Origin of the sequence: Nocardia higoensis (assembly GCF_015477835.1) — a bacterium.
Taxonomy (GTDB): Bacteria; Actinomycetota; Actinomycetes; order Mycobacteriales; family Mycobacteriaceae; genus Nocardia; species Nocardia higoensis_A.
Map to the genome: position 1 here is coordinate 2,239,618 of NZ_JADLQN010000001.1, position 21,801 is coordinate 2,261,418.

The following is a 21,801-nucleotide window of genomic DNA, read 5'->3' on the forward strand; positions in this document are numbered from 1 at the left end:
CGATGTCCACGGGTCCGAGGACCGAACCGGGATCCACCCCTGTTCACTCACCGCGCGTGCCGGCAGCAGGGCTGTCGGCGACACGACCGTCCTCGCCGTGGAAGATCCGCAGCGCGCCCGGCCTGCTGGTGAAAGTGAACTCGGTGCCTCGGTACCCGACCTCCCCGTCGGTGGCCAGCGAGACCGGACCACTGTCGATCCGCACGTGCAGCCGGTCGGTGGCGCGCCGGACATAGGTCGCGGAGTCGGCCAGTGTTCCGGTGAGGGTGGCCCACACCAACCGGGTGCGCGAGAAGGCCACATCGGCGCGCAGATAGCGCACGTCGATGGTGCCCCCGTGCAACTCCGGACGGGACATGGGGATCTGGTCGGCGGGGCTGTAGCGCCCGTTACCGACGAACAGCATCCACAGCGCCACCGGCGCGCCGTCGACGATCGCGTGCAACGGCTGGGCGCGCAGCAGGACTCGCACCATGGCGATACCCGCGGCGGGCCATTTCCCGATCCGGTGCTCCCAGCGCTCGCGCAGGTGCACGAAGTCCGGGTAGCCGCCGAGGCTGGCGGTGTTGACGAACACCCGGTCCCCGCCGCCGTCGAGATCGACAGCGGCGACATCGACCCGCGCCACCGCGCCCGCGTCCAGCGCGCTCGCGGTGTGGACGGCGTCCTCGACCCCCGCGTCCTTGGCGAAGTGGTTGAGCGTGCCACCGGCGAACACGGCGAGCGGAAGGTCCTCGCGGACCGCGATTTCGGCGATGCCGGAGACCGTTCCGTCACCGCCGAGGACGCCGAGCGCGCGCACCTCGCCGGAGCGCAGATGTTCGGCGATCTGCTCGTCGAGGGTCCGTTCGTGATCGAGTGGCAGAATGCGGGCGGCCGGCAGTGTGGCCCGCACCTCGGCGAGCACTTCCTCGGCGGCGCCGCTGCCGGACAACGGGTTGGCGACCAGCAGCAGACCCCTGCCGTGCGGCAGCGGTTCGAGGGTCTCGGTCTCCCCGACCAGCGCGGGCTCGTCGGGCCGCAGCGCCCACCATCGGCGGGTGCCCAGCGCCACTCCGGCCCCGAGCAGCGCGCCCGCGACCACGTCGGAGGGCCAGTGCACGCCGATGTGCACCCGCGAATACGCGACGGCCACGGCGACCGGCGCGACCGCCGCTGCCGCGGCGGGACTCTCCAGCGCGACTCCGGTGACGAACGCGGCCGCGGAGGCCGAGTGCCCGGACGGGAACGAGGACGACACCGGCGGCGCGACCAGCCTGCGCACCAACGGCACCGATCCGTCCGGGGGCCGCCTGCGCGGGAACAACGGCTTGGCGATGCCGTTGGCGATCCCACTGGCCAAGCCGACCGCGAGCAGCCCACGCACGCCCGCGCGCCGCACCGGCCCCTTGCCGAGCAGCAGCATGACCGCGCCGGAGCCGAGCCAGAGCCGGTTGTAGTTCGCGCCGGCGCTCAATGCGCGCAGCGCGCGGTCGGCAGGGGTAGGGCGCAGCCGCGCACTGCGTGCCACCAGGTACCGGTCCAGAGAGCCGGCGAGCCCTCGGGTCCGGGCCGGGGTGCGAGTCTCCCGGCTCGATCGCCTCGGCGTCGGCCGTGTCCGGCGCGACACCCGCTCGAACTGCATCAGCCCAGCCTAGCCCGAGCCGTGGTGTTCGGGATTCCGCTGCGGCCCAGCGCGATCGGTCACAACGGCCGCCCGCTCTGGACGATCAGAGGCGAATCCGTGTTAACTTAAGTGTGAATGGGAATTCACTTGTTTCGATCGGAGCCAGCTATGCGGTCTGCCGTCATCGTGGACATCGTCCGCACCCCGTCCGGGAAGGGCAAGGCCGGTGGCGGCCTCGCCGATGTGCATCCCGCGACGCTGCTCGCAGGCGTGCTCGCCGAGCTCGTCGCGCGCAACGACCTCGATCCCGCCGTCGTCGACGACGTCATCGGCGGTTGCGTCACCCAGAGCGGTGAGCAGGCGCTCAACATCACCCGCACCGCCGTGCTCGCGGCGGGCTTCCCGGAGACCGTGCCCGCCACCACGGTGGACCGCCAGTGCGGCTCCAGCCAGCAGGCCGCGCACTTCGCCGCCCAGGGTGTCATCGCGGGCGCCTACGACGTGGCGATCGCCTGCGGCGTGGAGATGATGAGCCGGGTGCCCATGTTCTCCAATGCCCAGGGCAAGGACACCAACGGCGGCCCGCTCGCGCACCGCTTCCCCGACGGCCTGATCCAGCAGGGCATCGCCGCCGAGATCATCGCCGCGCGCTGGAAGTTCGACCGTGCCGCGCTCGACGAATTCGCCGCGCGCTCGCATCGCCTGGCAGCCGAGACCGCGGCCGCCGGAGGCTTCGACAAGGAACTGGTCGCCGCGGGCACACTGACCGCCGACGAGACCATCCGACCCAGCACCACCGTCGAGGGGCTGGCCGGATTGCGTCCCGCTTTCGCCGACGACGCCTTCCAGGCGCGCTTCCCCGAGATCGACTGGTCGATCACCCCCGGCAACTCCTCGCCGCTGTCCGACGGCGCCTCGGCCGCGCTCATCATGAGCGAGGAGGCCGCCGCGAAACTGGGCTTGACCCCGCGCGCCCGGTTCCACTCCTTCTCGGTGGTCGGCGACGACCCGCTGCTCATGCTCACCGCCGTGGTGCCCGCCACCCGCAAGGCGCTCGAGCGGGTGAACCTCGGCATCGACGACATCGACGCCTACGAGGTCAACGAAGCCTTCGCCTCGGTCCCCCTGGTGTGGCAGCAGGAGCTGGCCGCCGATCCGGCCAAGCTGAACCCGCGCGGCGGCGCGATCGCCCTGGGCCATCCGCTCGGCGCGTCCGGCACCCGCATCATGGCGACCCTGGTCAACCACCTCGAGCAGACCGGCGGCCGCTACGGCCTGCAGACCATGTGCGAAGCGGGCGGCTTGGCCAACGCCACGATCATCGAGCGGCTCTGATGACACAGACACAGACACGCTCGGCGCTGGTCACCGGTGGCTCGCGCGGCATCGGCGCCGAGGTCGCGAACCGGCTGGCCGCCGAGGGCTACCACCTGACGATCGCCGCACGCACCGCCGAGACGCTCGAACAGACCGCCGAGCGCCTGCGCGCCGAACACGGCGTCGAGGTGCAGCCGGTGGTGGCGCGGATGAACGACCTGGACGAAGTGCGGGCGCTGGCCGCCGCGCACGGCGACCGGTTCGGCGGGTTGAACGCGCTGGTGCTCAGCGCGGGCACCGGCACGGCGGGCGCGGTGGCGGACATGCCGGCCAAGACCTACGAGCGCATGCTCGACGTCAATTTCCGGGCGCCGATCACCCTCGTCCAGGCCGCCCTCCCGCTGCTGCGCAAGAGCGCGGCCGAGGACGTCGCCCGCGGCGCGAAGATCATCGCGCTGGCCTCGATCACCGGCGTGGTGGGCGAGGCGGGGCTGGCCGCCTACGGGGCCACCAAGGCGGCGCTGGTCTCGCTGTGCGAGACGGTGTCGCTGGAGGAATCCGCGGGCGGCGTGAGCGCCACCGCGATCTCCCCCGGCTATGTGGACACCGACATGACCGCGTGGAAGCGCGACGAGCTGACTCCCTCGACCATGCTGACCACCGGCGACGTCGCGGAGATGGTGCTGGCGATCACCCGGCTCTCACGCAATGCCGTGGTGCCCAACATCGTGCTCTCGCGCGCGGGCGACCAGCTCTGGCGGGCCTGACTCACGCCGCACCGCTGCTCAACCGCGGCTGACGTCGGGATCGACTCCGCCGCACATCGCCGGGCGCCGGGGGTGGGTGTGCCGAACGCGCTCCCACCCTCCGGCACTTCCGCCACTCCGGCACTTCCGCGACTCCGGCACACCCGCCCTCCGGCACTTCCTGACTCCGGTATTTCCAGGTCCTGCATACCCGGGTTTGGTATCACCCCCGGCGCACCCGCCGACCGACCTGGCCGATCACCCGTTCGCGAGAATCAACCGCGCGCGGGTCCGCGCAACCGCGCGACCACCTCGCCGAGTCCGTCGGCGATGGCGCGGCGCTGCTCATCGCTCAGCACATCGATGAGCGCACGGCGCACGGTGGCGACGTGACCGGGTGCGAGCCGGGCGAGTCGCTCCCGCCCGGCGGGCGTCAGGACGGCGACGACTCCGCGAGCGTCGGCGTCGGCCGCCTCGCGCCGGACCAGCCCGGCCTTCTCCAGCCTGCCGATCTGGTAGCTGAGCCCGCTCTTGGAGGTGTAGAGCGCGTCGGCCAGTTCGGTCATCCGCAGTCTGCCCTGCGGTGTAGCGGACAGCCGGACGAGCGTCTCGTACTGGGGATGGGACAACCCCTCGGTCTCGAGGTGTCGTTCGATCTCGCGGTCCACCAGCGCCCCCGCCGCGAGAAAGACCTCCCAGACGCGCATCTCCCCGGTATCGAGCCACCTTGTCTCGGCCACCTGTCCACCCTACGTCACATTGTTCGAATTCGAACCAAGCGCTATGCTCGAGCCTGATAGTTCAAATTTGAACAAGTAGCCGACTCGATGCTCGCCCGGTCGGCGGAGATCCCTCGCAGGCCCGAAAGGAGTGATCCGTGCCCGACACGACGACCACCGGCCGCATGCCGGTCCTGTTCCTCTCCCACGGCGCACCGCCGTTGGTCGACCACGCGCGCTGGCCCGCCGAACTGGCCGCCTGGGCGGGCGGCCTGCCCGAGCCGACCGCGATCCTGATGGTCTCCGCGCACTGGGAAGCCGCGCCCGTCTCGGTCGGCGCGACCACCACCGTGCCGCTGGTCTACGACTTCTGGGGCTTCCCGCAGCGCTACTACGAGGTGCTCTACCCCGCGCCCGGCGCCCCGGAGCTGGCTCTCGCGGTGCGGGCGCTGCTCGGCGACGGCGTCACCCAGGCGCCCGAGCGCGGGCTCGACCACGGCGCCTACGTGCCGCTGACCCAGATGTATCCCGACGCCGATGTGCCGGTGCTGCAACTGTCGATGCCGACGCTCGATCCCACCGAGCTGTTCGAGATCGGGCGCAAGCTCGCGCCCCTGCGTGATGCGGGCGTCCTCATCGTGGGTAGCGGATTCTGGACCCACAATCTGCGTGCCCTGACCGACGACGACAGACACGTGCACACCTTCACCGCCGAATTCGACGAGTGGGGCGAGCGCGCGCTGGCCGACCGCGATATCGACGCCCTGCTCGACTTCGAACGAAAGGCCCCCGCCGCCCGGCTCGCGCATCCACGCGCGGATCACTTCGCGCCTCTGTTCGTCAGCCTCGGCGCGGGCGAAAATGATCTCGACACGTTACGCACGGTGATCGACGGATATTGGCATGGCATGGCACGACGCTCCATCCAGCTCGGCTGACCCCTCCGCGACGACAGGACACCAGCATGACGACGACCTCCACCACCCCCGTAGTAGTAGTCCGGCAGGCAGGCATCGATGTGGGCCTGCTCGTCCTGCGCCTGGGCATCGGACTCACGATGGCCGCGCACGGCGCCCAGAAACTCTTCGGCTGGTTCGACGGCCCCGGGCTCGAGGGCACCGAAGGAATGGTGAGCGGGCAGGGTTATCCCGCGCCCGACTTCTTCGCGATCGTCCTCGGCGTCACCGAGACCTTCGGCGGCCTGGCGCTGGTGATCGGTCTGCTCACTCCGCTGGCCGGCGCGGCGATCATGGGCACGATGATCAACGCCGTCGCCGTCAAATGGGGTAGCGGCTACATCGGCGGCATCGAGTACGAGACGGTTCTGGCCCTCGGCGGCGCCGCGCTGGCCTTCACCGGCGCCGGACGCATCGCCGTGGACGGCGCGATCCCCGCGCTGCGCCATCCTCGCCTGACCACCGGCCTCGGCTTCGTGATCCTCGGCCTCGTGGTCGCCGGCGTCGTCCTGCTGCTGCGCAACTGACCGGCAACCGATGGGCGGTCCGGCCCCATCCGGTTGCGACCGCAGGAGTACGCGCGGGCGCTCGGGCGGAGGCCGAGGCGCGACCGGCCCCGCACCCGAGTGCGCGGGCCGGTCCGCGGCGTCTCGGTACTCTCTTGTCATGGCGCAGCACTCTCGTCCCGCGGGGCAGCTCGCTCCGCCTCTCGGCACCGGCTCCGCCCGCACCGACGCAGGCCACGACACCGCCACGGGTCGGCTCGCCGATCTGCTCGCCGGGCGCCGAATCGCGGTCCTGACCGGCGCGGGCATTTCCACCGACAGCGGCATCCCCGACTATCGCGGCCCGGACTCCCCGCCGCGCAATCCCATGACCTACCAGCAGTTCGTCGGTGATCGGGTGTTCCGGCGGCGCTACTGGGCCCGCAACCACATCGGCTGGCGGAGCATGGACGCCGCCCGCCCCAACCCCGGCCATCGCGCCCTGGCGACACTCGAGCGAGTCGGCGTGGTGACCGGCATCATCACCCAGAACGTGGACCTGTTGCACACCAAGGCGGGCAGCAGGCGCGTCATCGACCTGCACGGCACCTACGCCCGGGTGCGCTGCCTGGGCTGCGAGACGCTCATGTCCCGCATGACCTTGGCCGACCTGCTCGAAGCGGCCAACCCGGGCTTCGCCACCGCCGCACACAGCAGCGGAATCGAGGTCGCCCCCGACGCGGACGCGGTCGTCGCCGACACCGACGCCTTCCACATGGTCGACTGCCCACATTGCGGCGGCATGCTCAAACCCGACATCGTCTACTTCGGCGAGAACGTGCCCAGGGACCGCGTCGCCGACGCCTTCGCCCTCGTCGACGACTCCGATGCCCTCCTCGTCGCGGGCTCCTCGCTCACCGTCATGTCCGGCCGCCGCTTCGTGCGCCACGCCGCCCGCCGCGGCCACCCGGTGGTGATCGTCAACCGAGGCCCGACCCGTGGCGACGACATCGCCGCCCTGCGCCTGAACACCGGCTGCTCACCTGTGCTCGATGCTCTCGCCGCGCACTTCGCTAACAGCTCCGCCTGAGCGAGAGGTCACCGGCGCAACGAGAACCGCAGGGGCGCGGGGCCGCTGCGGTCGACGATCTCGATGTCAGTCGCGGCCGAGCGCCTGCTCGAGCTCCTTCTTGGTCATCTTCGAACGGCCCTTGATGTTGCGGCGCTTGGCGTCGTTGTAGAGCTGGTCACGGGTCGGGCCCTTCGGCCCGCTGGTGCCCGAGCGCTGCCCGCCGCGCTGCTGTGGCGACTTGTCCTGCACCGTCGAACGGCTGGCGGTCTTGGTCTGCCCGGCCTGCGCGCGATTCTTGTTGACCGTGCGGGCCGCGATCTCCTTCGCGCGCTCGGTGCCCGCGCCGCGATCCTGCGCGGAATCCTTGATGTGCTCGTATTGCCGTTCCTGTTTGTCGGTCCATTCCTTCGGCATCGAAACACCTCCTTCGTGTGTTGTTCCGGGTACCCCGCGTCCGCCCGGCCAAGCGGCGCCGAGCCGGGTCATCCGCGCTCGCGCAGCAGCCGCGCGGCGTGGGCGCCGTTGCGCGCCATGGCCGCTGTCGTGGTGGCCACCTCGTCCGGGGGGCTGTCCAGATCCACCTGATCGGTGGTCTGCATGGCGTTGCCGTTCCACCAGGTGCAGCCCTGCGCCGGTGCTTCTCGGTCACTTTGTGGCGGCAATACCCGGTGGGGCGTACGGCAATCACGGTGCCGAACGTGACGAATTCCCCGCCCACAGGAGCCTGCCCGCGACGTCGCGCTCGTGTAAGACTGGGCCGGTGCGCGAGGACGACAAGCCCACGAAGCCCGGCACACACGTGGGGGAAGCCGGAAGAAGGAAGACGCCCGAGCGCGGAGATGTCATCGGGCAGGGACTGTTCTGGCTCGCCAAATGGTCGCTGTGCCTGGTGGCGATCGCCGCCGGACTGTGGGTGCTGTGGCAACTGCTGGGTGTGCTGTGGGTGATCGTGCTGCCCGTGGCGCTGGCCCTGGTGGTGGCGACGGTGCTGTGGCCGCCGACGCGCTGGCTCACCTCGCACGGCGTGCGGCCCGCGCTGGCGGCGACCCTGTCGGTGCTCGGGTTCATCGCCATCGTGGCGGGCATCATCGCGCTGATCGTGCCGTCCGTGGTCGACCAAGCCCCCGAGCTCGCCGACAAGGCGGGCGAGGGCGTGAACAAGGTGCGCGACTGGTTGCGCAAGCCGCCGCTCAACATCCGCGACGAACAATTGGATCAGGCCACCGACACCATCGTCGACCGCCTGCAGTCCAGCGCCGAGCAGATCGCCACCGGAGTGTTCAGCGGTGTCACCACGGCCGGTTCGGCACTGGTCACCCTGTTCCTGGTGCTGATCCTGGCATTCTTCTTCGTCAAGGACGGGCCCCGATTCATGCCCTGGCTGCACGGCGTGACCGGCACGAGCGCGGGCAGGCACTTCGAGGAGGTGCTCAGCCGCGTCTGGGCGACCCTGGGTGGCTTCATCCGCACCCAGGCGGTGGTGAGCCTCATCGACGCGGTGCTCATCGGCATCGGCCTGGTGGTCCTCGGGGTGCCGCTGGCGCTGGTGCTCGCCGTGCTGACCTTCTTCGGCGGCTTCATCCCGATCGTCGGCGCGTTCGTGGCGGGCGCGCTCGCGGTGCTGGTCGCGCTGGTGGCCAACGGCGTCACCACGGCGCTGATCGTGCTGGCCATCATCATCGCGGTGCAGCAGCTCGAGGGCAATATCCTGCAGCCGGTGCTGCAGAGCCGCAGCATGCAGCTGCACGCGGTGGTGGTGCTGCTCGCGGTGACCGCGGGCGGATCGATCTACGGGATCGTGGGCGCGTTCCTCGCGGTGCCGGTCGCGGCGGTCGCCGCGGTGGTGGTGCGCTATGTCGGTGAGCAGATCGACGCGGCGACGGGGACGGACGCCGCCGACGACAGCGACAGCGACAGCGACAGCGACAGCGACAGCGACGGGCCGGTAACGGAACCGGACACGACTCCCGGCGCGGCAACTCCCGACGTGGTGAAGGAGTAGACGTATCGGCCGGTCAGCGCATCTGGTGAGCGCGCCGATAGGCGGCGGGGGTGTGGCCGGTCCAGCGTTTGAATGCGTGGATGAAGGGGGTGGCCTCGGCGTAGCCGAGCCGGATCGCGATGTCGTCCATCGACAGCGGCGCGGCGGTCAGCATCTCCTCGGCCAGCGCCCGACGCACCTCGTCGAGCAGCGCTCGATAGCTGGTGCCCGCTTCGTCGAGGCGGCGGCGAAGCGTGCGGGCGCTCATATTGAGATCACGCGCCACCGCCTCGAGGGTGGGCGGGCTGCCCACGGTCGCGCCGCTGCCGGGCAGCAGCCGGTCGCGCACCTCGGCGGCGATACCGGTGCGGGCGGTGCGGCGGCGGATCAGCTCGTGGCACTGCGCGACGCATACCTGCCAGGTGGGTTGATTGGCTTGCGGCAGCGGGCGATCGAGCACCTCGGGATCGATCGCGAACAGCGTGTGGTCGCAGTCGAAGCGGGGCCGCACCCCGAACAGTTCCGCCATCCGCGCGGCGTGCGGGGGCTCCGGGTAGGCGAACTCGGCGCGCGAGAGGTTCAGGTGTTCGCCGAGCAGATCGCTCATCACCCGGTGCATGGCGACCACATCGCGTTCGACCAGGAAGGTGCGCACATCGACGGGGATCAGCTCGTGGTCGATCCGCGCGACCACCTCACCGGGCCGGAACTCCACGATCGGCGTGCAGAAGGCGAAGCCGAGACGGTAATAGCGCAGCGCCAGCGAGATCGCTTCGCGCAGGTTCGGGCTGGTGACGCAGGCGTAGCCGAAGATGCCGAAGGTGCTCACCCGGTAGCGCTGCCCCACCGCCATGCCGAGACCCGGTTCGTCGTCGAGGGCGGCGAGCAGGTTGCGCACCACGGCCAGTTCGGTGCGCGCCGGAATCTGGCGGTCGGGCTCGGCCAGCGCCCGCTCGTCGAGACCGGTGCCCGCCAGCAGAGCAGCCGTGCGCACCCCGCGGTCGGCCGCGAACTCGGCCATCACCGCGACGCCCGCGGTGCCGCGTGGGAAATCCCAGGACCGGACCTCGGGTTCCTCGATGGTGTGCACGGTCACCATTATGGCCGAAACTATTGATTTCCTGACCTCAGGTGTTTGCCGACGAGAGTTGTCCCGGTCTTAACGTCGTGTATATGAGCACACCTTCGATCGTCATCATCGGCACCGGGTTCGGTGGACTCGGCATGGCGATGGAATTGCAGAACGCCGGAATGTTCGACTTCACCATTCTGGAACGCTCCGACGATGTCGGCGGCGTCTGGCGGGAGAACACCTACCCGGGCGCGGCCTGCGACATTCCCTCGCCGCTGTACTCCTACTCCTACGCCCCGCGCACCGACTGGCCCCAGCGCTTCTCCCAGCAGGGCGAGATCCTGAAGTACATGCGTGATGTCGCCCGCGATCACGGCCTGCTGCCGAAGATCCGCTTCAACAGCGAGGTCACCGAGGCCGAGTACGACGACGCCACCGGCCGCTGGACCGTGCGCATCGCCGACGGCACGGAACTGACCTGCGACGTGCTGATCTCCGCGGTCGGGCAGCTGTCGCGGCCCGCGCTGCCCAACATCCCGGGCGTGGAGACCTTCAAGGGCACCGCCTTCCACTCCGCCGAGTGGGATCACAGCGCCGACCTGACCGGTAAGCGGGTCGCGGTGATCGGCACCGGCGCCAGCGCGGTGCAGTTCGTCCCCGCGATCGCGCCGAGCACCGAGCATCTGACGCTGTTCCAGCGCTCGGCGGCGTGGATCATGCCCAAGCCGGAGCGGGACTTCGCGGACTGGCACAAGACCATGTTCAAGCGGCTGCCGGTCACCCGGCTGACCGAGCGCTTCGCGTTCTGGGCGTTCTGCGAGTTCCTGGCGCTGGGCATCGTCGATGTGCCCGCCATCCAGAAGCTGGTGACCTGGATCGGCCATCGCCACCTGGCAAATCAGGTTCCCGATCCGGAGCTGCGGGCCAAGCTGACCCCGGACTACCCGGCGGGTTGCAAGCGCGCGCTGTTCTCCAACGAGTACCTGCCCGCGCTCGGCGCCGAAAACGTGACCGTGGAGACCACCGCGATCACCGAGATCACCCCGGAAGGTGTGCGCACCGCCGACGGCGTGCTGCACGAGGTCGACGTGATCGTCTACGGCACCGGCTTCAAGGGCACCGAGTTCCTGTGGCCGATGCAGATCTCCGGTGTCGGCGGCCGCAAGCTGCACGACGACTGGGGTACCGAGGGCGCCCGCGCCTACAAGGGCATGACCGTGCCCGGCTACCCGAACCTGTTCATGCTCTACGGTCCCAACACCAATCTCGGTGTCGGCTCGATCGTCTACATGATCGAGTCGCAGGCCCGCTACATCCGTCAGGCACTGAAGACGCTGGCCGAGCACCCCGGCCGCGTGCTCGACGTGCGCCCCGAGGTGGAAGCCGACTTCGACAAGCACCTGCAGTCGCGCATGGACCGGACCCCGTGGAACTTCTGCTCGAGCTGGTATCGCAACGCCGCGGGCCGTATCACCAACAACTGGCCGGGCACCGTCACCAGTTACCGTTGGCAAACCCGCAAGTTCGATCCCGCTGACTTCGAGCTGAAGGCCGTCTCCTCCTGAGACGAGAATGGTGAAGTGATGACGTTCGATTACGACGTGGTGATCGTCGGCTCCGGCTTCGGCGGCAGCGTGAGCGCGCTGCGCCTGACCGAGAAGGGCTACCGGGTCGGCGTGCTCGAGGCCGGCAGACGCTTCTCCGACGAGGAATTCGCCGAGAACAACTGGAACACCAAGAAGTACCTGTGGGCGCCCGCCCTCGGCTGCTTCGGCATTCAGCGCCTGACCCTGCTGAAGGACACCTTCATCATGGCGGGCGCGGGCGTCGGCGGCGGTTCGCTGGTGTACGCCAACACCCTTTACGAGCCGCCGGACCGCTTCTACCAGGACCGCCAGTGGGCGCACATCACCGACTGGAAAGACGAGCTGGCCCCGCACTACGACCAGGCCAAGCGAATGCTGGGCGTGACGACCAACCCTGCGACCACCCCCTCGGACCGGGTGCTCGCCCAGGTCGCCGAGGACATGGGCATCTCCGACACCTACGGCCCCACCCAGGTGGGCGTGTTGTTCGGCGGCAAGGACGCCAAGCCCGGCCAGCCGGTGCCCGACCCGTTCTTCGGCGGCGTCGGCCCGGACCGCGCCACCTGCACGCACTGCGGTGAGTGCATGACCGGTTGCCGGCACAACGCCAAGAACACCCTGGTCAAGAACTACCTCTACCTTGCCGAGAAGGCAGGCGCCGAGGTGCATCCGCTCACCACGGTGACCGACGTGCGCCCGAAGGCGGGCGGCGGCTACGAGATCACCACCGTGCGCACCGGCCGCTGGGTCCGCAAGGCCAAGCGCACCTTCACCGCCGAACAGGTGATCTTCTCCGCAGCGGCGCTGGGCACCCAGAAGCTGCTGCACAAGCTGCGCGATCGCGGCTCGCTGCCCGGCATCTCGCCGCGGCTCGGCGAACTCTCCCGCACCAACTCCGAAGAGCTGCTCTCGATTCGGAGCCGCCGCAAGGACAACGATTTCACCAAGGGCGTCGCGATCACCTCCTCGATCCACCCCGATCACGACACCCACATCGAGCCGGTGCGCTACGGCAAGGGCAGCAACCTGATCGCCCTGATGGGCACCGCCATGTTCGATCCCGACGGCAAGCGCGGCAATGTCCGCGTGTGGGCGAGCACGATGCGCAAGATCGGCCTGCGCGACGCCCTGCACCTGCACAACCCGCGCCGCTGGTCGGAGCAGATGATCGGCCTGCTGGTGATGCAGTCGCTGGACAACTCCATCACCACCTACACCAAGCGCGGTCTGTTCGGTCGCAAGATGACCACCAAACAGGGTGTGGGCGAGCCGAATCCGACCTGGATTCCGGCGGCGCACGAGGTCGGGCACCGGGTGGCCGAGAAGATCGACGGCATCGCGGGCGCGCCCACCAGCGCCATCTTCGACATCCCGATGACCGGTCACTTCATCGGCGGCTGCGTCATCGGCGATTCGCCGGAGACCGGCGTGGTGGACCCGTACCACCGGATGTACGGCTACCAGGGCCTGCACGTCATCGATGGTTCGACCATCTCGGCGAACCTGGGCGTGAACCCGTCGCTGACGATCACCGCGCAGTCCGAGCGCGCGGTCTCGCTGTGGCCGAACAAGGGTGAGCAGGACCAGCGGCCGAAGCAGGGTGAGCCGTACCGGCGGCTGGCTCCGATCGCGCCGCGCGATCCCGTCGTGCCGCCGCAGGCGCCCGCCGCGCTGCGACTGCCCATCGTCGAGATCAAGACACCGTCCACCACACCGGAACCCGCCGCCGACACCCGCGGCTGAAACCGGCAGACCCCAGGAGCAGCCAGGCTCATGCCCGAATCCGACACCAACGGCGCGTACCTCACCGAAGCCGAAGCAGTGCAGACCCTCGCCGCGCTCGAACGCGACGGCGGCAGCTACGAAGAGGTCACCGCCTTCTTCGATCGCCTGCCGACGGTCGCCGTCGAGGAGATCACCCTCGGCCGGTGGCGCGGCGGCGAGATCGTCACGGGCCACCCCATCGACGGCCTGCTCACCGCCTCCGGCTGGTATGGCAAGCAGTTCGACGGCCCGGAATCCGTGCACCCGCTGCTGTTCTCGACGCCGGGTCAGGGCATCTTCGCCGTCGATCCGCGACGCGTGCCGCTGAGCCTGGCGGGCAAGATCCCCAACGAGCTGGTCGCTCGCGGCAAGAAGGCACTACCCGTGCTGGCGATCGGCCTGCGCACCGAACAGCCACGGGCCCGGCTGCGGGCGATCGAGTTCCGGGGCAAGGTGAGCGCGGCGATGGTCTACGACCACCTGCCGATCATCGACGTGTTCCGCCGCGTCGACGAACACACCCTGCTCGGGGTGATGGATCAGCGCGGCGCGCCGAAGCCGTACTTCTTCACACTTCGCCTGGACCGCTGAGCCACGGTTCAGGCGCGGCCGACGCGGCCCGCTCAGGCACTCTCACGAATGCCCGGGCGGGCCGCAGGCATATCCCTGGTCTGTCGATCGGCGGTGTCGGGATGGATCGCCCGGTCGGTCGCCGACAGCGGTTGCGCCGATCCGCCGCTGCGCACGGCCACGATCTCCGCGGCGATGGCCACGGCGGTCTCCTCCGGTGTCCGGCCACCCAGCTCCAGCCCGATCGGGGAATGCAGCCTGCGTAGTTCGCACTCCCCGACCCCGGCTGCACGTAAGCGCGCTCGTCGCTCCCGGTCCGCCCGGCGCGACCCCATCGCCCCCACGTAGGCGACCGGCAGACGCAACGCCTCGGTCAGGACCGGAATGTCGAATTTCGGATCATGGGTGAGCACGCAGATCACCGTGCGCCCGTCGACCGGGGTGTCGCGCAGATATCGATGTGGCCAGGCGACGACGACCTCATCGGCCTCCGGGATGCGGGCCGGATCGGCGAAGGCGGGTCGCGCCTCGCACACCGTCACCCGATAGCCGAGCAGCGCGCCGACACGGCAGAGGGCGACGGTGAAATCCGTCGAGCCGAAGATGATCATGCGGGGGCGGGTGGTGAACGACTCGACCAGCACGGTCCGTTCCCCGGCGCCGCAGCCGACGGTGCAGACTCCGCTCGAGCCCGCCGCGAGCATCGCGCGCGCCCGCTCCACCACAGCCGAAGGCCATGGCGCGTGCGCCGAGGTCGTGATGCCGATGCCGGCGTCCGTGCCGGTGACATCCGTACCGGTGGTATCCGTGCTGGTGGTGTCCGTGCCCGTGACAGCCAGCAATCCGCCGGTGCCGAGATCACGAACCAGCGCGACCGGGATGTCGTCACGCAGCACGGCCTCGACGACCGGGTGCTCGGCGGCCGTGACGCGCTGGACGAACACCTCGAGCTCGCCCCCGCAGGTCAAGCCCACCGCGAAGGCATCGGCATCCGTATAACCGAAGCGACGGCGCACCGGCGTCCCCGTGGCCAGCACCTCCTGGCACACCTCGAAGACCGCACCCTCGACGCAGCCGCCCGACAGGCTGCCGCGCACCGTCCCCGCCGCATCGGCCGCCATCACCGCGCCGATCGCCCGCGGTGCGCTCCCCCGCACAGCGACGACCGTGGCCAGCGCGTACTCGACCCCTTCGGCATGCCAGTGCGACAACTGCCCGGCCAGCGCACGCATGATCGCCTCCTCACCGCGGTCCCGGCGCGAACACCGGTTGTCCTGCGAGAATAGCACCATGAGAACGATGCTCTCGCAATTCTGATATCTTATTCTCGACTTGGACATATGAAGCGTTGACGATGCGCGAACGACGATGTTAGACAGGGACGAGGCGGCCACCCCGCCTGCTCCACGGGAACGGAGGAACCGCCGGATGACTCGAATGAGGCTGGCGCACAGCACGCTCCATCCGCTCACAGCGATCAGACGGGGTCCGCGGTGACCGCCACCGGCGTGCCCGTCACCACAGCGGTGGGCCGCCGCGTCCCCCGTGTCGAGGACGCCCGCCTGCTCACCGGCGCGGGCACCTACGTCGACGATGTGACCAGGCCGGGCATGGCGCACGCCTGTTTCGTCCGCAGTCCGCTCCCCCGCGCCACCATCACCGGCGTGGACGTGAGCGAGGCGCTCGAACTCGACGGCGTCCTGGCCGTGTACACCGCCGCCGATCTCAACGACAGCGTCGCCGAGATCTCCTACGCGCTCGACACCCCCGGCTTCCCCGAGGTGTCGCGCCCACCGCTGGCCGAAGGCGAGGTCCGCTTCGTCGGCGACCCGGTGGTCATGGTGATCGCCCGGGACCGCTACATCGCCGAGGATGCCGCCGAACTGGTCGTCGTGGATTACGCACCGCTGACCCCGGTCGTCGACTACGCCACCGCCGCCGAATCGCCGGAACTGGTGCACGCCGCCCACCCCGGCAATTCCGCCGGCGGTCTCGGCGGCCGTCCGCCCGCCGATCTGGCGTCGGTCTTCGACGAAGCCGCGCACGCCGTGCGCAGGACCATCCACCAGCAGGCGTACTCCCCCGTCCCCTTGGAGACCCGCGGCATCATCGCCGAATGGTTCTCCGGCACCGGTGAATTGACGGTCTGGACCTCCACCCAGTCGCCCCATGAGGTGCGCGGCTTCTTCGCCCGGCTGCTGGGCGTCGACGCGCATCGGGTGCGCGCGATCGTGCGCGACACCGGCGGCGGCTTCGGTCAGAAGGTCGCCCCGCAGCGTGAGGACAGCTGCGTGGCGCTGGCCGCCCGCAAGCTCGGCGGCGCGATCAAGTGGATCGAGGACCGCCAGGAAAATCTCATGTCGGCAGGCATGGCCCGGCACGAGCACGGCGAGGTGGCGATGGCCTTCGACGCCGAAGGCGCCATCCTGGCCGCCACCATCGAACACGTGCAGAATGTCGGCGCTTATCCGATCCCCTCGCCGCTGACCTCCTCGATCGCCGTCGGCATGCTCTTCCCCGGCCCGTATCGCGTTCCGCAGGCGGGTTTCAGCACCGCCTCCTTCTACTCCAACACCGTCGGCCGGGTCGCCTACCGCGGCCCGTGGCAGTTCGAATCCGTCTCCCGGGAACTGCTGCTCGACGCGGCCGCCAGGCAGATCGGCATCGACCCGGCCGAGTTGCGGCGACGCAACATGCTGTGCCACGACGAGATGCCGACCTTCAACCCCAACGGCATGCCCTACTCCGACGCGACCCCTCTGGAATGCTTCGAACAGGCGTTGAGCATGCTGGACTACGACGCCTTCCGCGCCGAGCAGGCCGCCGCCCGTGCCGAAGGCCGCTATCTCGGCGTCGGCACCTGCACCTACATCGAGCCGACCACCGGCGCGACCCCGTTCCTGAGCACCGAGGGCGCGACCATCCGCATCGCGCCGACCGGCAAGGTGAACGTCCACCTGTCCGGCGGTTCGGCGGGCAACAGCCTGGAGACCACGGCGGTCCAACTGACCGCCGACGCCCTCGGCATCGACATCGCCGATGTGCAGACTCTGCAGGGCGATACCGCCGTGGCCCCGATGGGCGGCGGCACCAACGGCAGCCGATCCGGATCGATGGCCGCGGGCGCGATCGCGGCGACGGCGGAGATCCTGCGCGAACGGATCACCGCCATCGCCACCCACCAGCTCGGGGTCGCCGCCGAGGAGATCGACTTCGCCGGTGGCCGCGCGAGCGTGCGCGACACCGACAAGTCGCTCACCCTGGCCGAGATCGCCCACATCGCCTACTTCCAGACCGAGGCACTGCCGCCGGGCATGTCCCCCGGCCTGGAGGCGACCGGCCGCCATCGCGCCGACCAGATGATGATCTGGGCCAACGCCACCCACGTATGCACCTGCGAGGTCGACATCGAGACCGGAGCGGTGACCCTGCTGCGCTACATCGTCAGCGAGGACGTGGGGCCGATGATCAACCCGAACGTGGTGGAGGGCCAGATCTACGGCGGCACCGTGCAGGGCATCGGCGGCGCGCTCTACGAGCATCTCGCCTACGACGACGACGGCAACCCGGTCGCCACGACCTTCCTCGACTACCTCATGCCCACCGCCGCCGAGGTCCCGCATATCGAGATCGGCCACATCGAGACCCGCAGCAGCGGACCGGGCGGATTCAAGGGCGTCGGCGAGGGCGGCGCGATCGGCTCCACCCCGGCGGTGCTCAACGCCGTCGCCGACGCGCTGGCGCCCTTCGGCGTCGAGATCGATCGCCTGCCGCTCTCGCCCGCCCGCATCGTCGAGATGATCAGCTTCGCATCGACCTCGGCGTCGCACGCCGCGAACTCGGCGGCGAACTCCCGGTCGAATTCGGCCGGAGACTCGGCAACAGGCTCCGGCCCGGCCGCCCACACCGGGGAGGTCACCGCATGAAACCCGCCACGTTCACCTATCACGCACCCGAAACCGCGGCCGAAACCGTGGACCTGCTGGCCGAACTCGGCGACGAGGCCAAGATCATCGCCGGTGGTCAGAGCCTGGTGCCGATGATGGCCCTGCGGCTGGCCGCCTTCGAGCACCTGATCGACCTGCGCAAGGTCACCGAACTGCGCGGCATCGACACCGACGGCGACACCGTGCGCGTCGGCGCGGGCACCACCCACGCGATGGTCGGCCGTGACGAGAACGCCCGCCACCACGTGCCGCTGCTGCACCGCGCCACCCCGCTGATCGGCCACTTCCAGATCCGCAATCGCGGCACTATCGGCGGCGCGGTCGCCCACGCCGACGCGGCCGCCGAATACCCGGTCGTCGCACTGACTCTCGACGCCCGGATGCGCACGCTGTCCCCGCGCGGAGAACGGACGATCGACGCGGCCGACTACTTCACCGGTCTGTGGAGCACCGCGATGGAACTCGACGAAATGCTGGTCGGCATCGATTTCCCGGCCTGGCCGGGCCGCCGGGGTTTCGCCATCGAGGAATTCACCCGCCGTGCGGGCGATTTCGCCATGGCAGGCGCGACGGTGGCGATCGGCCTGGACGCCGACTCCCGCATCGAACGCGTCGGGATCGGCCTGTTCGGCCTGGCCCCGACCCCGCTGCGAGCACGGGCCGTCGAAGCCGAACTGCTCGGCCGTCCGGCGGCGGAGGCGGACGCCGAGGAGATCGGCCGCGCCGCCACCGCTGACCTGGACGCCGTTCCCGCCGATGTCCACGGCTCCGCCGCATATCGCCGCCGGGTGGGCGCGGTCATGGTCACCCGCGCCTGGCGGCGCGCTCTCGAGGAGGCGAGCGATGACTGAAGCACCCCCCGACGTCGAGATCCGAGTGGTCGTCAACGGCGTGCGCCGCCGCGACCGCATCCCACCCAGGCTCACCCTCGCCGACTACCTGCGCGAGCGCCTCGGCCTCACCGGCACCCACCTCGGTTGCGAGCACGGGGTGTGTGGTGCCTGCACCGTCATGCTCGACGGCGCCGCGGTCCGCGCCTGCCTGGTATTCGCCGTGCAGGCCGACGGCGCCGAGCTCACCACGGTCGAGGGCCTGGCCGGTCCGGACGGCGAACTCTCCTGCGTGCAGCGGGCGTTCCGTGATCACCACGGTCTCCAGTGCGGCTTCTGCACACCGGGTTTCGTGGTGTCGGCGACGGCCTTCCTGAACGACAACCCCGACCCGAGCGACGAGCAGATCCGCGACGCCATGTCAGGAAACCTGTGCCGCTGCACCGGCTACCAGGGCATCCTGCGCGCCATACGCGCCGCCGCCACCGACAGCGCCACCGAGCCCGACGCCGAATCAACTGCGGCGCAGCAGAAATAAGCCGAGGAACCCGTGAAACTCGAGAACACCTTCACCATCCCCGTCCCCGCCGACCAGGCGTGGCCGGTCCTGCTCGACCTGGAGCGCCTGGCCCCGTGTGTTCCAGGCGCCACCATCACCTCCCGTGAGGGCGACGACTACCACGGCCGCATCAAGGTGAAACTCGGCCCGGTCGGCCTGTCCTACAAGGGCATCATCAAGGTCGTCTCCCAGGACGAGTCAGCGGGCGTCGCTGTCCTGGAGGGCAGCGGCCGCGAGAACCGGGGCAACGGCACCGCCAAAGCCGTCATCACCTGCCGTCTCGTCGAATCCGGCGACGTCACCGACGTTTTCGTCGACACCGATCTGGCGATCACCGGCAAACCGGCCCAGTTCGGACGCGGCGCGCTGGCCGAAGTAGCGGGCACCTTGATCGGCACCTTCGCCGACAACCTCGCCGCCGAACTCACCGCCGCCCCGAGCGCCACCGGCGCGGCGCAGGACGCGGGCGAGAACTCCACGCTCACTGACACCGCGACGCAGAACGGCACCGCATCGAGCGCGGCCGTGACGGCGACCATCACCGCAGCGCGATCCGACAACGCGCGAGATTCGGTCGTCCGGCCGATCACTCCCCGGCAGGGTGCCGAACCGATCGACATCATGGCCGCCGCGGGCCTGTCGCCGAACCGACGGCTGACCCTCGTCGCCCTGGCCGGAGTCGGCGCGGCTGTCCTGTTCACACTGTTCTTGCGACGCCGCTCCGGCCGGCGGGTGCGCTGAGCGCTGTTCAACCGTCTCATGCTGATAGTGGAAGGCCGGTGTAACGACTACAACGTCAGCCCATGGCTTCCTTCCCCACCGCCCGCAGGATATCAGCGAACCAGATCAGGTCGTATGGCGTCATGATGTCACACGCTATCGACTTCTCGATATTCTGCCACGCCTCGGAGAATTGGCCTATCGTCAAGGTCGGATTCGAGTAGACATCGGTCATTTCCTCAATCGGAATCGACCAGAAGTAGTCGTCGTTGACGGTCGCATATTCCCCCGGACGAGCCGATCGAATATGCGCGATCAGTAGTTCGAACACCTCCAGTAGCCGCTCGTAACTGATGGCAGCAGACGGTTCACGATTCAAGAGTCACTCTCCATTAAGAACTTGTCGATAGAGACTGCCGCAGGTTGACCTGTCAGGAGCACATAAGGCGGGCTTCATCGTCGAGGGAGGAACCTGCGGGTTCTGGGGCGAATTCAGCGCGCCGAAAGGCGGCGGCCGCGGCGACGAATACGCTGAGATATCGAGCGGTCGGCCGGCGCCCTGCGGGGCGCCCTGAAAGGCCGCCCCGCAGGGTGCATTACTATTCCTTCGAAACCATAGAAATGCCACCCTGTGCAAGCGAGAACACTTGGGCGAGCGCTTGGCGAACGGCCTCGTCTCGGTCGATTCTGTTCATCGTACTCAACCTGTCGGGGCGAACATCGATTGTGGCGACTCCGCCGGCAGTTGCATCCTCTACGGTCGGGAACAACACCAGGCATCGATAGGCTCGCACACCCCCTTGTCGTTCTTCACGCATGAACGGAATCAGAAGGGAAACCCCAATTTTCACCTGTTTGCGAAGAGCCTCTTCCGAAGACCATCGAGTCGCCAAGCCGAAGCATTCGGCCTCCTGCTGCAACTGGCGGAGCGCGTCGAAGCCAACTCGGCATACTCGAAAATCTGGGTCATCCCAATGAACCATTGCCATCCGAGTTCCATCCTCCCGCATGTACATCAATTCAAACCGGGTCAATTCTCCCATCCGCGATTCTGACCATCAGCTGATCCCGGCAAGATGGGAGCGCTGACATCGGTGAAAACCGTGTAGACGGCGAGGACGCCGCCGGGACGAGCGTTGCGACCACCGTTCGGGCGACGAGGGGCCGGACATGAATCGATCAGAGATCAGCTCGAATAGACTGTCCACGTATCGATGTCAGCGGCACAGGCAGGTCCAGACAACCCGATGCGCGGGCGTGAGAAGCGCAACGCAAGCGTCCCGCGCGATTCAGGAGCCGGTGAACGGGTCGTCCGGAGCGAGCATCACGAATCCCTCTCCGTCATAGGCCCCGACGATGACCAAACGCAGATCAGCAGTGTCGGAAACAATTTCGGTGGATTCGCCGCGCAGCCATGCTCTGGTCTTCACGTTGTCCTCGATGACGAAAACACAGTACAGGTAGGTGGGATCCTGAGCATTCAGAGTTCGTGTCACGACGTACTCAGGGCTGCTCGTGGTACAGACGGCGAACACCTCCTCTCCCAGTACCACCCGCTCGAATACATGATGTGACAGGTGCGGATCTCCTGGACGGCGCAGAGGCTGCTCAGCGATGATCAAGCAGCCGGGAAACCGGTCGATGACGAACTCCGTCAGCTCACGGATCGTTGCCTTTCCCGCAGCAGCTCTGAACTCGAACCAGCTGTTCTCGGCAGCGCCGTGCGGCACCATCGCTGTTGCTCGCATTCCCTCGACCAGAGGGAGCACCGCTCGAGCGGCGGCGAGCCCGTATCGCAGATTCTCTACGACATACTCGTACCCTCGAAGACCTGCGGGCACCACGGTGGCTTTCATATCTAAACGGTCCTT

Annotated in this window: 21 protein-coding genes; 13 read left to right on the forward strand and 8 right to left on the reverse strand. The window is 69.0% G+C overall.

Translation table 11 applies throughout. The features are described from left to right. Positions 1-43: 43 nt before the first annotated feature. Positions 44-1,624, reverse strand: a complete 1,581-nt coding sequence (locus tag IU449_RS10125) for a bifunctional phosphatase PAP2/diacylglycerol kinase family protein (protein WP_195001577.1) — start codon at positions 1,622-1,624, stop codon at positions 44-46. A 150-nt stretch (positions 1,625-1,774) separates the two neighbouring features. Here IU449_RS10125 and IU449_RS10130 point away from each other — a divergent pair, with 150 nt between their 5' ends. Both IU449_RS10130 and IU449_RS10135 read left to right on the forward strand, forming a co-directional pair. Then, complete coding sequence (locus tag IU449_RS10130) at positions 1,775-2,941, forward strand: thiolase family protein (RefSeq protein ID WP_195001578.1); 1,167 nt, start codon at positions 1,775-1,777, stop codon at positions 2,939-2,941. Continuing rightward, complete coding sequence (locus IU449_RS10135; RefSeq protein ID WP_195001579.1) at positions 2,941-3,690, forward strand: SDR family NAD(P)-dependent oxidoreductase; 750 nt, start codon at positions 2,941-2,943, stop codon at positions 3,688-3,690. The genes IU449_RS10130 and IU449_RS10135 overlap by 1 nt, the downstream gene beginning before the upstream one ends. 254 nt (positions 3,691-3,944) lie before the next feature. On the opposite strand, the gene IU449_RS10140 is transcribed toward IU449_RS10135, so the two are convergent. Next, the gene (locus IU449_RS10140; RefSeq protein ID WP_195001580.1) at positions 3,945-4,409 is read right to left on the reverse strand and encodes a MarR family winged helix-turn-helix transcriptional regulator; all 465 of its coding nucleotides are present in this window, start codon (positions 4,407-4,409) and stop codon (positions 3,945-3,947) included. A 164-nt stretch (positions 4,410-4,573) separates the two neighbouring features. On the opposite strand from IU449_RS10140, the gene IU449_RS10145 reads away from it, so the two are divergent. From IU449_RS10145 to IU449_RS10155, 3 genes are all read left to right on the forward strand, one after another. Beyond that, a complete protein-coding gene (locus IU449_RS10145; RefSeq protein ID WP_195002463.1) occupies positions 4,574-5,326 on the forward strand; it encodes a dioxygenase in 753 nt (250 codons plus the stop codon). 26 nt (positions 5,327-5,352) lie between these two features. Beyond that, positions 5,353-5,871, forward strand: coding sequence for a DoxX family protein (locus tag IU449_RS10150; RefSeq protein ID WP_195001581.1), 519 nt, complete (start codon positions 5,353-5,355; stop codon positions 5,869-5,871). A 139-nt stretch (positions 5,872-6,010) separates the two neighbouring features. Beyond that, the gene (locus IU449_RS10155; protein ID WP_195001582.1) at positions 6,011-6,919 is read left to right on the forward strand and encodes an NAD-dependent protein deacetylase; all 909 of its coding nucleotides are present in this window, start codon (positions 6,011-6,013) and stop codon (positions 6,917-6,919) included. A gap of 66 nt (positions 6,920-6,985) precedes the next feature. On the opposite strand, the gene IU449_RS10160 is transcribed toward IU449_RS10155, so the two are convergent. Further along, positions 6,986-7,315, reverse strand: coding sequence for a plasmid stabilization protein (locus IU449_RS10160; protein ID WP_195001583.1), 330 nt, complete (start codon positions 7,313-7,315; stop codon positions 6,986-6,988). Between the two features lie 346 nt (positions 7,316-7,661). Between IU449_RS10160 and IU449_RS10165 the strand changes: the two genes are divergently transcribed. Further along, positions 7,662-8,903, forward strand: coding sequence for an AI-2E family transporter (locus IU449_RS10165; protein WP_416382123.1), 1,242 nt, complete (start codon positions 7,662-7,664; stop codon positions 8,901-8,903). A gap of 13 nt (positions 8,904-8,916) precedes the next feature. Here the strand turns inward: IU449_RS10165 and IU449_RS10170 are convergent, their stop codons facing one another. Continuing rightward, on the reverse strand, positions 8,917-9,981 hold the full coding sequence (locus IU449_RS10170; RefSeq protein WP_195001584.1) for an AraC family transcriptional regulator: 1,065 nt from the start codon (positions 9,979-9,981) through the stop codon (positions 8,917-8,919). Positions 9,982-10,055: 74 nt separating this feature from the next. Between IU449_RS10170 and IU449_RS10175 the strand changes: the two genes are divergently transcribed. From IU449_RS10175 to IU449_RS10185, 3 genes are read left to right on the forward strand one after another with little or no spacing between them, the layout of a single operon-like run. Then, the gene (locus IU449_RS10175; RefSeq protein WP_195001585.1) at positions 10,056-11,519 is read left to right on the forward strand and encodes a flavin-containing monooxygenase; all 1,464 of its coding nucleotides are present in this window, start codon (positions 10,056-10,058) and stop codon (positions 11,517-11,519) included. Between the two features lie 18 nt (positions 11,520-11,537). Beyond that, positions 11,538-13,283: an FAD-dependent oxidoreductase gene (locus IU449_RS10180; RefSeq protein WP_195001586.1), complete on the forward strand. Its 1,746-nt coding sequence runs from the start codon at positions 11,538-11,540 to the stop codon at positions 13,281-13,283. A 30-nt stretch (positions 13,284-13,313) separates the two neighbouring features. Beyond that, positions 13,314-13,895 (forward strand): DUF4334 domain-containing protein, encoded by a 582-nt coding sequence (locus tag IU449_RS10185; protein ID WP_195001587.1) that lies wholly within the window; start codon positions 13,314-13,316, stop codon positions 13,893-13,895. A gap of 32 nt (positions 13,896-13,927) precedes the next feature. On the opposite strand, the gene IU449_RS10190 is transcribed toward IU449_RS10185, so the two are convergent. Next, on the reverse strand, positions 13,928-15,106 hold the full coding sequence (locus IU449_RS10190; protein ID WP_195001588.1) for an XdhC family protein: 1,179 nt from the start codon (positions 15,104-15,106) through the stop codon (positions 13,928-13,930). Between the two features lie 261 nt (positions 15,107-15,367). Between IU449_RS10190 and IU449_RS10195 the strand changes: the two genes are divergently transcribed. The 4 genes from IU449_RS10195 to IU449_RS10210 are packed head-to-tail and all read left to right on the forward strand — an operon-like array spanning position 15,368 to position 19,951. Then, positions 15,368-17,800: a xanthine dehydrogenase family protein molybdopterin-binding subunit gene (locus IU449_RS10195; RefSeq protein WP_324188162.1), complete on the forward strand. Its 2,433-nt coding sequence runs from the start codon at positions 15,368-15,370 to the stop codon at positions 17,798-17,800. Next, positions 17,797-18,672, forward strand: a complete 876-nt coding sequence (locus tag IU449_RS10200) for an FAD binding domain-containing protein (protein ID WP_195001589.1) — start codon at positions 17,797-17,799, stop codon at positions 18,670-18,672. The genes IU449_RS10195 and IU449_RS10200 overlap by 4 nt, the downstream gene beginning before the upstream one ends. Continuing rightward, entirely contained in the window at positions 18,665-19,189 is a 525-nt protein-coding gene (locus IU449_RS10205; RefSeq protein ID WP_195001590.1) for a (2Fe-2S)-binding protein, read from the forward strand. The genes IU449_RS10200 and IU449_RS10205 overlap by 8 nt, the downstream gene beginning before the upstream one ends. Positions 19,190-19,201: 12 nt before the next feature. Next, the gene (locus IU449_RS10210) at positions 19,202-19,951 is read left to right on the forward strand and encodes an SRPBCC family protein (protein WP_195001591.1); all 750 of its coding nucleotides are present in this window, start codon (positions 19,202-19,204) and stop codon (positions 19,949-19,951) included. A 55-nt stretch (positions 19,952-20,006) separates the two neighbouring features. On the opposite strand, the gene IU449_RS10215 is transcribed toward IU449_RS10210, so the two are convergent. From IU449_RS10215 to IU449_RS10225, 3 genes are all read right to left on the reverse strand, one after another. Beyond that, entirely contained in the window at positions 20,007-20,309 is a 303-nt protein-coding gene (locus tag IU449_RS10215; protein WP_195001592.1) for a hypothetical protein, read from the reverse strand. A 220-nt stretch (positions 20,310-20,529) separates the two neighbouring features. Then, positions 20,530-20,973, reverse strand: coding sequence for a hypothetical protein (locus tag IU449_RS10220; protein WP_228803875.1), 444 nt, complete (start codon positions 20,971-20,973; stop codon positions 20,530-20,532). Between the two features lie 246 nt (positions 20,974-21,219). After that, complete coding sequence (locus IU449_RS10225; RefSeq protein WP_195001593.1) at positions 21,220-21,786, reverse strand: hypothetical protein; 567 nt, start codon at positions 21,784-21,786, stop codon at positions 21,220-21,222. Positions 21,787-21,801: the final 15 nt, after the last annotated feature.

What these genes read in the sequence shown, in the direction of transcription:
- IU449_RS10155 (WP_195001582.1), top strand. Translation starts at nt 6,011, where the DNA reads ATGGCGCAGCACTCTCGTCCCGCGGGGCAGCTCGCTCCGCCTCTCGGC.
- IU449_RS10150 (WP_195001581.1), top strand. Translation starts at nt 5,353, where the DNA reads ATGACGACGACCTCCACCACCCCCGTAGTAGTAGTCCGGCAGGCAGGC.
- IU449_RS10185 (WP_195001587.1), top strand. Translation starts at nt 13,314, where the DNA reads ATGCCCGAATCCGACACCAACGGCGCGTACCTCACCGAAGCCGAAGCA.
- IU449_RS10125 (WP_195001577.1), bottom strand. Translation starts at nt 1,624, where the DNA reads ATGCAGTTCGAGCGGGTGTCGCGCCGGACACGGCCGACGCCGAGGCGA.
- IU449_RS10160 (WP_195001583.1), bottom strand. Translation starts at nt 7,315, where the DNA reads ATGCCGAAGGAATGGACCGACAAACAGGAACGGCAATACGAGCACATC.
- IU449_RS10220 (WP_228803875.1), bottom strand. Translation starts at nt 20,973, where the DNA reads ATGGGAGAATTGACCCGGTTTGAATTGATGTACATGCGGGAGGATGGA.
- IU449_RS10225 (WP_195001593.1), bottom strand. Translation starts at nt 21,786, where the DNA reads ATGAAAGCCACCGTGGTGCCCGCAGGTCTTCGAGGGTACGAGTATGTC.
- IU449_RS10205 (WP_195001590.1), top strand. Translation starts at nt 18,665, where the DNA reads ATGACTGAAGCACCCCCCGACGTCGAGATCCGAGTGGTCGTCAACGGC.
- IU449_RS10175 (WP_195001585.1), top strand. Translation starts at nt 10,056, where the DNA reads ATGAGCACACCTTCGATCGTCATCATCGGCACCGGGTTCGGTGGACTC.
- IU449_RS10130 (WP_195001578.1), top strand. Translation starts at nt 1,775, where the DNA reads ATGCGGTCTGCCGTCATCGTGGACATCGTCCGCACCCCGTCCGGGAAG.
- IU449_RS10180 (WP_195001586.1), top strand. Translation starts at nt 11,538, where the DNA reads ATGACGTTCGATTACGACGTGGTGATCGTCGGCTCCGGCTTCGGCGGC.
- IU449_RS10145 (WP_195002463.1), top strand. Translation starts at nt 4,574, where the DNA reads ATGCCGGTCCTGTTCCTCTCCCACGGCGCACCGCCGTTGGTCGACCAC.
- IU449_RS10135 (WP_195001579.1), top strand. Translation starts at nt 2,941, where the DNA reads ATGACACAGACACAGACACGCTCGGCGCTGGTCACCGGTGGCTCGCGC.
- IU449_RS10170 (WP_195001584.1), bottom strand. Translation starts at nt 9,981, where the DNA reads ATGGTGACCGTGCACACCATCGAGGAACCCGAGGTCCGGTCCTGGGAT.
- IU449_RS10190 (WP_195001588.1), bottom strand. Translation starts at nt 15,106, where the DNA reads ATGCGTGCGCTGGCCGGGCAGTTGTCGCACTGGCATGCCGAAGGGGTC.
- IU449_RS10200 (WP_195001589.1), top strand. Translation starts at nt 17,797, where the DNA reads ATGAAACCCGCCACGTTCACCTATCACGCACCCGAAACCGCGGCCGAA.